This is a genomic window from Bacillus cereus group sp. BfR-BA-01331 (assembly GCF_022663915.1).
Lineage (GTDB): Bacteria > Bacillota > Bacilli > Bacillales > Bacillaceae_G > Bacillus_A > Bacillus_A mycoides.
The window spans coordinates 22,189-37,484 of sequence record NZ_JAKUGJ010000030.1; the positions used below are offsets into that span (position 1 = coordinate 22,189).

Consider the following 15,296-nt stretch of genomic DNA (forward strand, 5'->3'; position numbering starts at 1 on the left):
GCACAAAATAAAATAACATTCCTTATTTAAGCTCTTACAGTTGTTTTCTACCGCTCTTCTACGGTCTGCTAATCGTTTTTCTTCTAACTTGATAGCTTCTGTATCTGCTTCAAGGTTGCGGATTAATAGAGCGATATTTTGCGCCTTATCTTGAATGCTTTCTTCAATTGCTTGTAATGTATCTTCCAATGCTGATGGATCTACGCCATCCTCAATCATCATTTGTAGTTCGCGGTAATTATTTGTTAAGTCATAAAGTTTCATAGTTTATTTCCTCCTAGAACGGCATTTCGCCATGTGGTTTATTTGTTAAAACTGTGATTACATAGTCAAGATCTATCTTTTTCACACTGTCTTGTTCTTTATCAGACATTTGCTTTAAAGTTTCGACTGCACGTTCTACATGTTTATCTTTAATTTCAACCACATCTTTCACCCCATCCGATTGTTTTCCCGCAATCTACACAATAGTCATACTGCGGTTCCATAACTGCTTCACCAGGGATGTATCCATAATGCGTATCTATGTTTTTGTGCTTGCATTTAGCTTGTTTTTCTTTTTTTTCCTTTCTAGAACCACTGAGCAATATTGTTCTTCATGGACTTTTGCGCCGTGTTTTGTAAGTAGGCGTTTTCCGCAATGATCACGTTGATACAAGGTTTGATTTGTTAAAACTTTCATTTCCACATTCCTCCTTATTTACTACGAAAAGTCGATGTGATATAATGAAGGCATCTTAATCTTTCGACTTTTCGAGAAACGCCCTGTCTCCCAACTGGGCGTTTTTTCATTTTTAATATCCAAACCGTCTTAGGGGTAAGTCGTTTTTTTATTTTGCTTTGATAATTTCTAACTATTCTGTTAAAATATAATTACCGTTGTGTTACAACTGGCCTGTGCTTCTGTACAGGCTTTTTATTATGCTAGTTTTTAGCTAGGGGATACATTATTCTCACTCCTTTCTGATGCTTCGCGCATCGGAATATCCAGGAACCCATTTGCTAGGTGGGAGATACCGTTAGATTACTGAATATTCAGAAGATAGAAGACTTATCTATATTTGTGAATTTGTGGTATTGTAAGTTTGTAAGGTCACCAATTCGACCTTACCCTTATAAAATGAGCCGTTGAGTTTCACACTCATGGCTCATTTTTTATTTAGCTTTAGACTCTTTTTTTAGTTCTAAAAGCGTATGGAACGTATTTCTTTTAATCGTTTCTAACAGTTGAAATGCTTCATGTGGCGTATAATCTTCTTCCTCAACTAATCTCACAAGACCAGTAATTATTAGCTGTTGACCAAAACTCTCTAGATTCAATTCCCATTCCCCTCTCTATTTAGCTAGAGTGATATACTCTTCTATGGGCTTTTCAATTGGACACATTTACCACTTTTTATTTTTGAAAATTATGATAATATAACTTTACCGAGTCCCTTCATTCTCGGTACAACTCATATTAGAGAGCCCCGAATCCCTCAACATCCCTTTGCTCGGGGCTCTTCTATTTAATTAACTCCGCTAAAACGATGTATCCATGATGATTTACAATAGCTTCCGCGCTGTTATGTACTCCTCTAGCCTTTAAATCTCGTATCATTTTGATGATGTTTTCTCGTTCTTCTTTATCTCGCTGCTGTTTATCCATTGCCTTACCACCTTATTTATCTATTAGGGGTCACCATACATGCCCATCAACCTAACAGAACAAGTTGCCCCCAAAATGAAATTTCTATGTTTGATTAAGCCCTTTTTGTTTTAAAGATTGTATACTACTTTATAGTGATGACAATAGTAGCTCTAAAAAAATAGTGTTCTCAAGATATTTATCTTAAGAACACTATTTTCTAATTCAGCTTTATTTAAAATACTAACGGTGATTACTATTTGATACGCATATTCATCCTCCTTTAGTCCAAAATGAAGGTTTCATAAAAATTCATCGCAATGTATTTAAATATTATAATTTATTTATATTGCATATAAATAATGTGTTAGTATTAATTATGAAGATATTTACCAACTAACTTTTATGCCCTAGTCGTGCGCCGCACTAGGGTATATTCTCATTTTTTTAAATACATAAAAAATTTTAAATCAATATATCGCGTTATTAATTAAAGTGATATATTATATTTAGAGAAGAGTAAGGTAAGAGTTACTCTTTGCCATTTTAGGAAAGGGCCTGCTATTTATAGCAGGTCCTTTTTTGTCAAACTACAGCTAAACTAGTTGCGATAGGTAAGACTTTGAAGTTATCTCCATCTTTTCCCCCGCTTAGCACTGTACGTGCGACTTTCATCGCATACAGCGCCCCATCTTATCCTTTTATAGGGTGCTTGCCACATCGCTATCAAGCTAATAAAAAGAAATGCCCCCTAGAAGGGGTCACTTAGGTATTTTAACGGATTCATTTTACTTTATGTTTTTAGGGATTAATTGAGCAGGTCCTTTTGAAAAAAAAAGACGCCATAAGGCGTCCCCCACAATTGGGTAGATAAGGTTTAGTTTTCCAATCTAAAGAAATCATGTATCACACTTTGAAAGTATATCATAATATCCAATCGACTTAATATGCATTATTACATACCCTTTTCCAAGCTTCTAAATTGCATAAAGAAAAGACACCCTAAGGTGCCTTCCTCCGACTTGATAACCACTTTAATTTTAATAATATGAATTTGGATTTTCATCCGAATAATATTTTACCACATTAATTTATATTGTCCATTGAGAAATATGATTCAAATCTATATTTTGTTAATTAGTCATTTTCGGGAAGTTTTTCTAGATAATCATTGATTTCTAGTCTTAGTTCTGTGCATTCATGTTCTAAAGTTTTACTATTTTCTATATCTTGTATGTTTATAACCCTACCTTTTATTATCTTTGTATTACATTTTAAGGATAACTTTGTATGGGTATTTCCTAAACGATTATAGCTATTTTTAAACATGTCATATTTTTCTTGAAGTTCTGTAGGTTCGTTTAAAAACGTCCCGTGTATTTCAGAATGTAAAGTTAACAGACCTTTTTTGATAAAATCTAATTTGATATTTTTATTTTTAAGAGTTATATCTGCTTTTTGATTTGTAGCAAGTGAGGTAGATAATTCATTAAGTTCTATTTGTTTTTCTAATAATTCATCGATTTTTTCTTGAGCTATGGTAGTAATGGATTGAGATCGCTCAATAATTGTAGCGGCTTGATTTATTTTCTTTTGCGCTTGTCTATTTAGATATGTTACGTATGTAAAGGCTCCGGTTACGACTAGACCAGCAAGCCCAGCTACAATTACAATAGGTGCTCACATATTAGGGGTAACCATATCAAAAAAAGAAAATTGTACGTTTAGACACAGTTTGGACAGATTTTTACTGGTTTTTAACCTTTTGTGTAATACATTAAATCTATGTTTTTATCCTAAATTTTTGCATCAAAACCGATTTTATTAATTAAGGAGATTATTAAGGGTGCTCTCTCGTTTCTTTATATTCATCAATAATATATTCTGAATAGGTAGTAGATTGCCTTTCATATCCAATTGCGGTTAAATTTATACCATTAATCCATTGGAAATAATGCGTCAACTCATGCGCAATAGTAACCAGATAAAATCCTAATGCGTTATCTTTTCCATTTTTCTCTAACGTATCATAATAATCCCCTGTTGAAATGCGAATATACGGTTCATCATTTCGATCAAATGGCTCGAAGAATATTCCATAAACTAACTCTCCTTACATTGTTTTAATTTTATATACAGATTTAACGTATATATAGGCACTCTAACTGGGAAAAAATATTCTTGTCGCAACCATTTACAAAATTCTTTAATTGCTCTTCTTATTTCAGGATCAACATCTTTATCAAATTTCAACTGTAATCCAGTACGGTGACTCTTCTCTTCAAGATTATAATGTTTCTGCCAATTCGTCAGTGTCCAAATATGCATATTATCACCCTAGCTAATTAATATTTTTATGCTCCCGACTTGATGAATGTTTTTTGGTTTGGAAGGTTTACTAGATTAATTTATGTCTAAATTGCGCCTAAACTTACAATTTTCTTTTTTTGATATAGTGACCCCATATACGTCTTCCATACCACACCCCTTTTAACTTCACAACTAAATTATACCATATTGTGGAATTCAAGTGAGGATGTCTACATCAGTTAATATAACCCCACCTAGCAGAAGTGCAATTATTTGTAGAAATATAGATTTTGCTAAACGTTAACTTTTTATCAAGCCACTTAATAATAAAATATGAAGCTATCAAAGCTATTCCATTAAACCGACTATACCAAGAGAAATTATAGTAGTTATCATTGCGATAACTGCTATAAGAAATTTAAATCTGAATTTAATCTTAATACCTAGCTTATCTGGAATAAAATATATTCCCAAACCCATACTAATACGTTCTATTAATATATACAATTGATATAAAAATTCGTTATTTATTTTTGCCTTAATACACACTTTACTGTAATCAAACAATAGGAAATATATTAAAATTATAATTAAGTAGAGAAAGAATAATTTCACATAGTTTCTCAGTTTAGTTTTTCTCAAAATACCCCATACTCCTTTTAGATGTTCAATCAACTTATAAAAATTAAATACCAATCTGATGTGAAGTTCACATAATCACCGTTAACGGTAGTAAAAAAAGCTTAATTCTTATCTTTTTCATTGTAAATCTGTAGATATATATAAATTACATATTAAGAGATTGTTTTTAATCTGTATTCGCTGTAGTTTTCTTATAGTAATTGTAATATCTTTTTAAGGATAAGTGAGATTTAAATCCAATCTGCTGCATGATTTGTTCAGGGGTGTTTTTCTGTTTGATTTCCCTTAAAAAAAAGAAGTTCCGAAAGTGTTGGGCAGAAATTCCCTTTCGAAGATTAGCACGTTTCACTTCTAAACGGATCATTTTTTGTACCGAGATTTCAGTTAGAAACTTTGGTGCATTATCGTCATAGCTCCAATGGTATGTCCCACGAGTAAAGTCAAAAGCAATAAATAATGGATCGCTGCTGTGGTATTTTGGGCGAACAGGTTCAGGAATAGTTTTATAGTAATTATATAAATGTAATTTGTCCTCTTCTTTCAAATGGATTGTACGATTTATTTTTGAGTCTTCAGCAATAGATAACGTATTACTTTCGAAATGAACGTGGTACATTCGTAAAGACACAAGCTCTTTTAAAGATAATCCATAGTCCAGAAGCAACTTAACGATAGAAATGTTCTCTTCTTGGAAAGAAACAAAATCCTGACTGCGTAATGCCCGATCAGGTGGATTTATATGAATAATTCCTTCAATTGGACTTGGTAAATCTAAGTATTCGTACAATCTATTTAAGACAATATATATGCGGTGTATAGTTTTATCAGAGTATTGACGAACTTCTTTTAAATAATTAAAAAAAGCTTCGAAATCTTTTTTATGGAGTGATTCAAAAAGATTATTTTCAGTAAACCTTTTTGATTGGTGCAGCCATTGAATAAAACTTTCCACATCGTATATATAGCGCTTGATTGTAGAGGGTTTTCTTCCTTTGTTAAATAAATAAGCTGAAAATCCTTGTATTGTATTTTTGAGTTCTCTTGTAAGGATATTGATTTTTATACCTCCCTATTTTCATATCTTTTGACCACTCTGTAAAATGTAGGACTAGTCATATTGCATCTTTTCATGGCGTATAGCGCTGTGACCTTCCCTTCTTTCCATTGATTATAAGAATCAATAAATTCTTGGGTTATCTCGGTTGTGGGTCTCCCTAAATTCTTTCCCTTTTTCTTTGCAGCTTCAATGCCTTCACGTTGGCGAGTTTTTATTTTTGTCCGTTCTTCTTCAGCAAGCCACGATAAGATTTGAAGTACCAAATCAGTAATAAGAGTTCCTAAACTATCTTTATATTGAGTTGTATCTAAAAGTGGCATATCTAATACGACAATATGAGCTTGTATATTTTGGGTAATTTCTTTCCATTCCTGAAGGATAGCTTCTTTATTTCTTCCGAAACGATCTAAGGAGTGGATATATAAAATATCATCTTTTCTTAACATGCGTTTTACAAGTTGGTATTGTTCACGGTTAAAGTCTCTTCCGCTCTGCTTATCGACAAAAATATCTCGTTTGTCAGTGATGAGTTGTTTCATTGCTTCAATCTGGCGATCTTCATTTTGATCTTTGCTACTGACTCTTATATATCCGAATTTTCTTGTATTCAAAAAATAGACATCCCTTCAAAATTGTTTCTATATGAAATTATAACAAAAAATACTTCAAAAGGTCTCATTAATTATTTAGTACTTCAAAAATATGTTTTCAAACCTTTTGAAACACTTTACAGACGTATCAAGGATTCTTTTTATCTTTAGATGTATGAAAATAAAAAAAACCATAAGTATAACCTTTTGGAACTGTGAAACATCTAAGGGTTTTCTGAAGGGATTCTTTTAGATTCCTAAATATATTGGATACCGATAATGATTGGTTATGTAAATTAGATTTGTATATGGGATATATTTTTGAAAGCAAAATTAGAATTAAGCAGTCTTATAATTTAATCATACCTCAGTGGATTGTAATTATCATATTGCGTTGGTTCGGAAAACTTTTTTAGTTTAAATTATAAGGAGTAAGGTGAAGATGGTTATAAGGAAAGGAAGGTAGAGTCAAAATGCTATTTAATATTCTAATTGCATTTGTGTTACCTTGGGCTGTTGGAATTTTTCATCTTTACAAAAAAGAGAGAAGGATTATACCTCTGATTGGTTCATTTTTTTGTGTTGTTGCTTTTGTTGTAAATGAATTCGGCTTTTATTGTGGTTTTTGGAGAATTGCTCCTTTCCTTAATCAAAAAACTTTGTCTGGCTTACCTTTCAATATAGGAGTTTATCCGATTTTGGCAAGTTACTTGATATTCTTTATAAAGAAAACCAAAAGACCTTACTTGATGGTCTTTTTCATATCGCTATTTACTACTCTTCTTGAAATGACATTAGTTTTAAGTGGGAAAGTCGTATATGGTAACGGCTGGAATATTGTTTGGACATTTTTCTCCTATATCATCCCTTATATGTGGGTGTACTGGTATTACCTCTATTTAAGAAAGTTACAAGTCATTAGCTAAATCCTGAAGGCAACATAATAGAATTCGAATGTTTTTGATTGTCGATAACGGCTATTATGTAAAATTTATCAATACCTAAATACCTCTAAAAAATATATATTTTAGTAAATGATGCTTAATGAAAAAGGGGGTATGGAAATGAAGATAAAAAGGAAACAATTAATAACAATTACATATCCAGGTCAGTTATTTAGCACTGCAATTTTACCCGAAGGCACAAGGTTTTTGAAATGGGAACTAGCTGGTGGTGGCGATTTAGATCATATTCTTTTTGATGTAATGGAAGATAAATTTCGGGACATGGATGACCTTATTTTTAGCGATATTTTACACGAAAATCGAACTGAAGTAGTACAAAAAAAAGAAATGTACATTGATAATGTTAGGAATGCTACATCATTAGTTGGAATAAAAATATATGCTTTAATTTATGAATAAAGAATTTGAATTAATAAAGAAGTCTCAATATTTCTCAATACCCATTTTTTTCTACAAATTGTATATTTTAGTTAGGTTACTGTAGTAACCTAACTAAAATATATCTTTATTATGAAAAGGGGAATGGATATGGAAACAAAAGCGACAGTAGAGATTGCAAGAGTAAGATCGAGTAAAGGACCACAACCAGGACAGAAAAATCGTTCCAGTGGCAACTTTAGTACTGAAAATCTTCCTGCAGGAACAAAATATTTAAAATGGGAGATTGAAGGTGGGGGAGATCCGGATTTTATTAGTTTTAATGTAATGGAAGATAAGTCCGCTGCACCAGATCCTACTCATTTCTCTGGTGTATTAAGTGGCAATCGAACAAGTGTCGTATCTAAAAGATCTCTTTATATTGCCAACCCTAAAAATGCTACGTCTGAATTTACTGTAATCGTATCTGCTATGGTTCAATAAGTAATATACAAAAAAAGGACTAAGAAATATTTCTTAGTCCCTTTTTTGTATATTACTTTGGTGAACCTTTCTGTTTAGCTGGTTTAGAAAGTTCGATACTTGGGGGTATTTCCTTTTCTTAGCTTGATAGCGGTGTGTCTGTACCCCTAATTGTACTTTTGTGATTTCTAACATTAAATTACCTCCGATTAAGTAGTTAATTTAACTCACATTTAGATTCTATTTAATTTATGTCAATAAGAAAAAAGTTGAGAAATATTTAAAATCTAAATATTATGACTATTTCGTTAACATATCTTTAACCGTGTATACAAATATACAGTATTAATGTACAGTAAATATGAAGTTCATAAGAACTATCAAAAAACCGTATCATGAGGAATGAAATAATAAAAAAACTATCATGTCTGTACTCGCAGCTTCTATGCTATTAAGCGAAGGCACTCTAGCAAGCGCCCAAGAAACTTCAAATCAATCTCAACCAGCATTATATAAAACATACAACGTACAAACTATGGCAGTAAACACTCTTCAAACTTTCAATGGACCGGTGGACAAGTATATCGCTAGTGGATCTCAACCTTATGAAGCAATAGGAAAATTCTATTTAGAGAGTAATAAGAAAGTTACGATACATGGATGGCAAGAGTCTACAGCTAATGATGCTTCTCCAGATATTGCATACCATTTAGTAGATACAGCAACTAATAAAATTGTAAAAACTATAAGATTAAGTTCAGAATATAAGCAGCATGGCACTTGGTATAATGTTCAATTTGACATGTCTGGGGTAACAATACCTAAATACTATAAAATTCTAGAAGAAAATAAATCTTCTAATGGGGTTAGAGTTGGATTTGATTTATACGTGGATGTTTATAAATAATAGAAAGAAGACACTCGTTTGAGTGTCTTCTTTCTATTATTTTTGTGTGATTACCGAGCCACCATTAACTTCAACCCAGCCATGTTTGATTCTAGCTTCTTTCTCCATCTTTTCAAGTACTTCGGGAGTTAGTGATTGTTGAACTTTATGGTTTGCATCAGCTTGACCTTGAGCCTCGATACGAGCTTTTTCAGCATTACCTTCAGCTTCGATCTTCTTATTTTCCGCTTTTAACTTCTCATTCTCAGCTTGAATTTTCAATTTCTCAGTTTCTTGAGAAGCAGGGGGTATGTGTAGCAATGGAACCAAAACTTACGTTAAGTATTAGCGGACATCATCAGTGAAATATGATTTCACGCTGCTTTTGTTTTAGGTGCGATCATGTCTTATTGGTTTGCAGTAATTGCCCATTAGAACTCCTGATGTGATTCTTCATTGATAGCCACTCCCTTATCTTATTTTTCTTATCGATTATTTGAACCGAAGACACAGCGCATCCCAAATCTAGTCACAGCAAATGTTGTACCAATTTTACGAATTGAACCTTTTGGAAAATCATTTATTCTTTTGCGTAATGTAGATGCTTCAATTTCCCATTCTTCTATTGCATCCTTACTACTTAGAATTTCGTTATCCAATAGATTAAGGTCTCCCCATTCAACGTCTTCACAATTAAAACCATCCAGCTCTAACTGTTGTAAAAGGTCTCTTTCATCCCCTTTTACAGCAACCAAATTATGATCATCTCCCTGGTGTACTTCTTCTAATGTGCATACATCTAGAAATTCATGTCCAGTTACCTCAATCGTACTATTCTCAGATACATAATAATAGATACCTTCTTTCACCTTGAATATAGCCTTATTCCATACTCCATCTTCACTAGTACCCTCAAAAATTCGTTCTGCTTTCATTTCTAAGCACTCTCCTTTCACGCAAATGTGAATTGGTATAGATGAAAGTATTAATATAAAGAAAATTACTATAAGTTAACTATTTTTTCTGAATTTTGTTGAAAAATAGTTTAAAATCACTCAAATAATGCTTCTAGTTTGCTATGATGGTAATAAATAGCATTAAGTTACTTCTATAGGATGGGGGAATATATAATAATTGTTTCAGTAAAGGGGAATGAGCAAGTTACCAAAATGTTAAATGACTGGTATATAGAGATTCGTGCCAGACACATAGGAGAGGCGCATAAATTAAAACTTGAGATTGACCAAAAAATACATAGCATTGAGGAAGACCAAAATCTACTTCTATACTATTCTCTACTAGATTTTCGTCATCAATATATGATTGATAGTTTAAGTATCGGGAAAGAAAGCTTTGATAAAGTGGATTCATTGGATGTACCTGCAGATCAGTTTTTACAATACTACTACTATTTCTTTAAAGCTATTCATTCGAATATTACAGGTAATTTCACAAGTGCAAGGGAACATTATAACAAGGCCGAAGTACTATTAAACCATATTCCGGATGAAATTGAACACGCTGAATTTTATTTCAAACTATCAACTTTTCATTACCATATCTATAAGCCTCTTGCAGCAATCAAAGAATCTACCAAAGCAAAGGAGATCTTCAAAAAGCATGCAGGATATGAGACTACTATTGGATTATGTGATAATTTAATTGGATTGGCTTGTACGAATTTAAAACAATTTGAGGAAGCTGAAGAACACTTTATTACAGCTATTAATACATTTAAAAAATCTGGCGAAGAAAAATACATTACGTTTGTACGTCACAACTTAGGTTTAATGTATTCTAGCCAAAATTTATCGGAATTAGCAATACGCTATCTATCTGAAGTTACACAAGAACTCCCTAAAGATTATAAAGCGATCTTTATCAAAGCTAGAGAGCATATGAAAATTGGCGAATACGAAGAAACTTCTAACCTTATAGATAGAGGATTGGAAATTTGTAGAGAACTTAAAAATGAAGAGTATGAACATCACTTTTTAATTTTAGAAAAATTAAATCAACAAGTCACTGCTGACGAATTAGAAAAGACAATTAAAGCAGGAATTTCTTATTTTTATAGAGAAGAGCTACATGAATATGTGCAAGAATACGCTAAAAAATTAGCAGTTTTATTCCATCAAGAAAATAACCGCTCAAAAGCAAGTGATTATTTTTATCTTAGCCATCAAGCAGAAGAACAAAACTTTGAAAAGGAGGCTTTAAAATGAAAAAAATAATATTTAGCTTAATTGGATTAACAGCTGTATTCACATTTATGTTTAACGCTAGCAATGTAACTGATACACAGAAAGCTCTTAGCGAGGATAAAATCGTACAATATGCTCACGGCCATACTGGCGGATGATAAATAAACGAAGGTCTTCACTTCATTGTGAGGGCTTTTATATTTTATAAGAATCTCCATAAAAATGTTATAATTACACCATTACATTCCTGAAAAGAATTTTAAAAAATTAGAATATTCATAGAGATGAGGAGGCTATTAATGTATTCACAAGAAAATTTTTATAAAAAATTAATTGAAGAAAAAAGAGTAGTAAATATTTTTCTAATCAACGGAGTTAGAATACCTGGAATCATTATTGCAGTGGATAAATTTTCAGTGCTGATCTCCAGCAATGGAAAACAACAATTCCTTTATAAGCAGGCGATTTCAACAGTTGCTTTATAAACTATCATGAACCCCAGCATTTCATTATTAATATACTACATTTTAGAACTTTATTTAAATTATATTAATATATGAAGCAATAAAAAAAGAATCCTTAGTATAAGGATTCACTCCAAGAAGATATGTAGAGAGAAATACATAAATAAAAAGAATTATCTATATTAGAATATAAAAATGAACAAAATATATTGAGAAACATAAAATAAGATTGAATTTTCTTACTATTGTACGTAAAATGGATATGAGACAAGTAACGACAGCTCTCTAACCCTTCTAAAAGAATCCTTTATGACATGGGGATTCTTTTACTTTAGACAAATTATTCTTATTTTAACATTTGCAGATGTTCTATAAATACTGTAAGAAGATTTGCTGCTAAATATGCATTTTTTCATTTTATCCTGTATAATCTGAGCTTATTAATACTAAAGAATCAGGTATAGATTTATAGCCATGAATTCTTCTATTTGTACATATAATATTCTTTATATCGTTCGAAATTCGTTTTTTTTGTTTGTGTTGATGTTATGGGTGATTTTAATGATTTAGATGCTGCTACCTGCTTTGGTATTTGTAATGCGCCCCGTTTCTTAAGTTCTCTATACAAACTACTCACATTGCACCTCAGTATTTTTGCAATAGTTGGATATTCCTCTCCTTTATTAAATAATTGTACTGCTTTTTTACATTTTGTGTCCCATTTTTCTTCTGTCGTTTGAAATTTTTGAGTTCGTTTTTTAACTATATTTTTTTCTAATTTAATACTCTCTCTTTCTATTTTACATTGCTTGGCAGAATACTGTTCTGCGTCTGCCTTACGACCAAAATGCTCCTCTTGTAAACGTATCATTTGTACTTTTTTCGCAATTTCTCTCAAGTTACAGTCACCTCATTTTGTTTGATAAATTCTACCAGTACTTGATCACACTCTTGTTTGTATCCCCAGTCACCGTTTATAAGCAGGCTATAAATGCTCACATTACCCCTTTGATAGCTTTTAATCTAATATTTACGGAAAATTATAATCAGTTCTATTTTTACATAATTGTAAACTATAGTAAATTGATAATGTTGACACAGAATATTCTAAACTTTAATCTTCACTATACACATCAATAAACTCGATATTTCCTTTGCTTGAAAAGTCGAAAGTATCGTTTTTGCATAGCAAAACACGGTACCCCCTATTCATAGTCGTACACAACAAAATACTTTATCTATTGTATCTAGGGCACAATAAAAAAGAATGCAGACATGTTCTGCACTCTTTTTTATTAACTCTCTTATATCAATTTTTCACCACAGTCAGCTCCTCCATTATTAGAAGGACTACACTCTAAGCTTGTGAATTTATCATTCTGCAGTACATCAGCTGTTGCAGCTATATTTAACAATACTCTTTCTATCACTCTATTTTGAGTTAGAATTACAGACCTAATACTCCGACAATCTGGCATGCTTTAGCATTCGCAACATGGTAGTACATCTCCAATCCTTTTCTTTCTGCACGAAGAATTTTCCCGCGCATTTTAGATAGATGCTGAGATACGGTAGATTGAGGTATATTTAATAGCTCCGTTAACTGTGTTACATTGCAAATCTTACGATGTTCTAACTCTTTTACAATTTGTAGCCTAACTGGGTGAGCCATGATCTTAAGTAATTCTACATCTGCCTCTGGAATTTTGTTCATTTCTTTATTTAGTTGCATTGTTGTCATTTTTGTTATCTCCTTAATATTTTTTATTTTATTTTGAATAAATTTGTTTGTATCTAAATTTGTAGAGTTCATACTTATCGTTCTGTTTGACTACTACTTACTATCTGGTTTTATATATAAAAATACTATAATAGCTAAAAATCCAACAAATGATAGCATAGGTATCGAGATGAAACCGAATAAATTTAAGTAATCTTCTGTACAAGAAACTCCTACTGAACAAATCTTCATCTCACTAACAGGAAAAGCCTGAATCGTTATTTGATAAACGGCTATTAATAAGCCAATACATGCAAATGGAAATGCATATGTACTTACGTATGGATCTTTTCTATACATGCCTATACCCAATATTAATACTAATGGATACATGGCCATTCTTTGGTACCAGCACAAATCACATGGCGGCAGCTTCATCCATTCACTGAAAAACAAACTAATTAACATTGCACTAGTAGCTATCGTCCAAGCAATTGCAATATGATACTTTCGAATTAACGCCATTCTTCATTCACCTCATTTAATGTTCTGCTCTACTTAGCGTCCGTATGTGATTAGCTTATTTCCATGCTTTGAGAATCCTGTCTCAATGGAAAGTATCCAATCGTTGATATCTTCCCAATCATATCCTTTTTCTTTTAGTTCTATCGGGAACTTATTCTCGAAATCATCCCGCATTTCGTACATACTTTCCAATGCTTTTTCCATTTGACCAAATTTATAAAAAATGTGCGTGTTTACACGTTTGTTTCTCTTTTCTGATACAGCCAAATATACGTATCGTTTTTCTTTCGCTAAAACGAATTTCAAGAATCCCGCTACCTGACTCATCTATTCCATCTCCTTCACGGTTTTCCTTACCACTCTCTTTTTAATGTGAGTAAGGAAAACTTTCTCTCTTACAGTTTAATTCAATGAATATCTCATTTTTTTGCTTTGAACATACAAAAAAACACTCATCATCACAATGTTTATTACACCAGCTGCAGCTCCAATTTTTGAAATAACATAGATGTATTCGTTATTACTGAAAGGCATCATGCTCGAAAATATAAAGACAATCGAAATAACAAACGATAAGATCATGTTTCTTTTATTCTCTTTCACACTTAAAAACCTCCTTATTTTAATCTCAAAGCATTAGTATTCTTACTATGCTTGAGTGATATGCGTTAAGCGGCATCATTTCGGTTATAATGATGTTTCTTTTCATCCACAAAGCCTTTGATACTCCACACTCCACTTTTAGTTGATTTTGCTTTCTTTTCTGCATCTAACATTTGTGGAAGCAGTGTAGTGTTCGGTTTAGTAATATAAGCTACAATCCCGTATCCTAATTTGACCATTAATTCATTTACATGTATTCCCTCGCAAAATATGTACGCTAATTTTCTGCCATACTTGTCTTCTTTTTGTCCATGATCATATACCAGGGTTACATCTTTTCCTTTTATTTGTTTCTTTAGAAAAGAAGATGCTTCTTTACCCATCTTTTGTGGCGGAATCTTTCGAGAAACAGATTCAGGGGTGTCTAATAATAGTAACCTTACCGTCTGCTTCTTCCCGTTTACTTTTACATCTACTGTATCTCCGTCTTTTACATGTATTACTTTTCCTTTACCCGTTTCTAATCCTTTTAATTTGTCCCTGTATGCTTCCGGAATATCAACATTACTCTTTCCTTCTACATTCTGCTGGATTGCTTCCTGGGCCGTTTGGGCAGGTTTTGAATCATTTGTTTGTGTTGAACTGCTACATGCTGTAATTTGAAAGACTAATGATGTTATACAAGCAATCTTAATCCATGGTTTCATACCGTAATATCCTTTCCTATTAGTATCAATCTACTTAATATACAAATGGACTATATGCTGGATTCACTTCTTTATAATCACAACACAAGCAAAAACGAACCCACTTTGGATGTTCGTTAAACGTAGCCCTGAATGATTGCTTTTTACATTTGGGAC

General features: G+C 32.2%; 23 protein-coding genes and 1 pseudogene. 7 read left to right on the forward strand and 17 right to left on the reverse strand.

Going from position 1 to position 15,296, the window contains the following annotated elements:
* Positions 1-12 precede the first annotated feature (12 nt).
* From MR155_RS27575 to MR155_RS27610, 9 genes and pseudogenes are all read right to left on the reverse strand, one after another.
* Positions 13-264 (reverse strand): annotated as a pseudogene (locus MR155_RS27575) (siphovirus Gp157 family protein); the annotation flags it as partial.
* Between the two features lie 13 nt (positions 265-277).
* Entirely contained in the window at positions 278-427 is a 150-nt protein-coding gene (locus MR155_RS27580) for a hypothetical protein (protein ID WP_201063658.1), read from the reverse strand.
* Between the two features lie 96 nt (positions 428-523).
* A complete protein-coding gene (locus MR155_RS27585; protein ID WP_242311614.1) occupies positions 524-682 on the reverse strand; it encodes a hypothetical protein in 159 nt (52 codons plus the stop codon).
* A gap of 473 nt (positions 683-1,155) precedes the next feature.
* Positions 1,156-1,320: a hypothetical protein gene (locus tag MR155_RS27590; RefSeq protein ID WP_242311615.1), complete on the reverse strand. Its 165-nt coding sequence runs from the start codon at positions 1,318-1,320 to the stop codon at positions 1,156-1,158.
* A gap of 184 nt (positions 1,321-1,504) precedes the next feature.
* Positions 1,505-1,648: a hypothetical protein gene (locus MR155_RS27595; RefSeq protein ID WP_002144241.1), complete on the reverse strand. Its 144-nt coding sequence runs from the start codon at positions 1,646-1,648 to the stop codon at positions 1,505-1,507.
* A gap of 2,082 nt (positions 1,649-3,730) precedes the next feature.
* Positions 3,731-3,955, reverse strand: coding sequence for a hypothetical protein (locus MR155_RS27600; protein WP_242311616.1), 225 nt, complete (start codon positions 3,953-3,955; stop codon positions 3,731-3,733).
* 330 nt (positions 3,956-4,285) lie between these two features.
* Complete coding sequence (locus tag MR155_RS32100; protein ID WP_313897566.1) at positions 4,286-4,579, reverse strand: hypothetical protein; 294 nt, start codon at positions 4,577-4,579, stop codon at positions 4,286-4,288.
* 166 nt (positions 4,580-4,745) lie between these two features.
* The gene (locus MR155_RS27605) at positions 4,746-5,630 is read right to left on the reverse strand and encodes a tyrosine-type recombinase/integrase (protein ID WP_242311625.1); all 885 of its coding nucleotides are present in this window, start codon (positions 5,628-5,630) and stop codon (positions 4,746-4,748) included.
* 8 nt (positions 5,631-5,638) lie between these two features.
* On the reverse strand, positions 5,639-6,247 hold the full coding sequence (locus MR155_RS27610; RefSeq protein WP_242311617.1) for a recombinase family protein: 609 nt from the start codon (positions 6,245-6,247) through the stop codon (positions 5,639-5,641).
* 452 nt (positions 6,248-6,699) lie between these two features.
* Here MR155_RS27610 and MR155_RS27615 point away from each other — a divergent pair, with 452 nt between their 5' ends.
* The 4 genes from MR155_RS27615 (at position 6,700) to MR155_RS27630 (ending at position 8,938) form a co-directional block, all read left to right on the forward strand.
* Complete coding sequence (locus MR155_RS27615; protein WP_242311618.1) at positions 6,700-7,152, forward strand: CBO0543 family protein; 453 nt, start codon at positions 6,700-6,702, stop codon at positions 7,150-7,152.
* A gap of 138 nt (positions 7,153-7,290) precedes the next feature.
* Complete coding sequence (locus tag MR155_RS27620; protein ID WP_078205187.1) at positions 7,291-7,590, forward strand: hypothetical protein; 300 nt, start codon at positions 7,291-7,293, stop codon at positions 7,588-7,590.
* A 129-nt stretch (positions 7,591-7,719) separates the two neighbouring features.
* Entirely contained in the window at positions 7,720-8,052 is a 333-nt protein-coding gene (locus MR155_RS27625) for a DeoR family transcriptional regulator (protein ID WP_242311619.1), read from the forward strand.
* 403 nt (positions 8,053-8,455) lie between these two features.
* Entirely contained in the window at positions 8,456-8,938 is a 483-nt protein-coding gene (locus MR155_RS27630) for a hypothetical protein (RefSeq protein WP_242311621.1), read from the forward strand.
* Between the two features lie 36 nt (positions 8,939-8,974).
* Here the strand turns inward: MR155_RS27630 and MR155_RS27635 are convergent, their stop codons facing one another.
* Complete coding sequence (locus MR155_RS27635; RefSeq protein ID WP_078205188.1) at positions 8,975-9,199, reverse strand: hypothetical protein; 225 nt, start codon at positions 9,197-9,199, stop codon at positions 8,975-8,977.
* A gap of 203 nt (positions 9,200-9,402) precedes the next feature.
* On the reverse strand, positions 9,403-9,852 hold the full coding sequence (locus MR155_RS27640; protein WP_078205189.1) for a helix-turn-helix domain-containing protein: 450 nt from the start codon (positions 9,850-9,852) through the stop codon (positions 9,403-9,405).
* 195 nt (positions 9,853-10,047) lie between these two features.
* Here MR155_RS27640 and MR155_RS27645 point away from each other — a divergent pair, with 195 nt between their 5' ends.
* The 3 genes from MR155_RS27645 (at position 10,048) to hfq (ending at position 11,606) form a co-directional block, all read left to right on the forward strand.
* On the forward strand, positions 10,048-11,142 hold the full coding sequence (locus MR155_RS27645; RefSeq protein ID WP_242311627.1) for a response regulator aspartate phosphatase: 1,095 nt from the start codon (positions 10,048-10,050) through the stop codon (positions 11,140-11,142).
* The gene (locus MR155_RS27650; protein WP_170972660.1) at positions 11,139-11,279 is read left to right on the forward strand and encodes a hypothetical protein; all 141 of its coding nucleotides are present in this window, start codon (positions 11,139-11,141) and stop codon (positions 11,277-11,279) included. Before MR155_RS27645 ends, MR155_RS27650 begins: the two co-directional genes overlap by 4 nt.
* A gap of 141 nt (positions 11,280-11,420) precedes the next feature.
* Complete coding sequence (gene hfq / locus MR155_RS27655) at positions 11,421-11,606, forward strand: RNA chaperone Hfq (RefSeq protein ID WP_151304209.1); 186 nt, start codon at positions 11,421-11,423, stop codon at positions 11,604-11,606.
* Positions 11,607-12,069: 463 nt separating this feature from the next.
* Here hfq and MR155_RS27660 read toward each other — a convergent pair whose 3' ends face one another.
* The 6 genes from MR155_RS27660 to MR155_RS27685 form a co-directional block, all read right to left on the reverse strand.
* Entirely contained in the window at positions 12,070-12,483 is a 414-nt protein-coding gene (locus MR155_RS27660; RefSeq protein ID WP_137057965.1) for a hypothetical protein, read from the reverse strand.
* A gap of 549 nt (positions 12,484-13,032) precedes the next feature.
* Complete coding sequence (locus MR155_RS27665) at positions 13,033-13,326, reverse strand: ArsR/SmtB family transcription factor (protein ID WP_151304208.1); 294 nt, start codon at positions 13,324-13,326, stop codon at positions 13,033-13,035.
* A 93-nt stretch (positions 13,327-13,419) separates the two neighbouring features.
* Positions 13,420-13,830, reverse strand: coding sequence for a disulfide oxidoreductase (locus MR155_RS27670; protein ID WP_078205194.1), 411 nt, complete (start codon positions 13,828-13,830; stop codon positions 13,420-13,422).
* A 33-nt stretch (positions 13,831-13,863) separates the two neighbouring features.
* A complete protein-coding gene (locus tag MR155_RS27675; RefSeq protein WP_002139809.1) occupies positions 13,864-14,157 on the reverse strand; it encodes a hypothetical protein in 294 nt (97 codons plus the stop codon).
* 75 nt (positions 14,158-14,232) lie between these two features.
* On the reverse strand, positions 14,233-14,433 hold the full coding sequence (locus MR155_RS27680; RefSeq protein ID WP_078205195.1) for a hypothetical protein: 201 nt from the start codon (positions 14,431-14,433) through the stop codon (positions 14,233-14,235).
* Between the two features lie 65 nt (positions 14,434-14,498).
* Complete coding sequence (locus tag MR155_RS27685; protein ID WP_201038193.1) at positions 14,499-15,140, reverse strand: thermonuclease family protein; 642 nt, start codon at positions 15,138-15,140, stop codon at positions 14,499-14,501.
* Positions 15,141-15,296 lie beyond the last annotated feature (156 nt).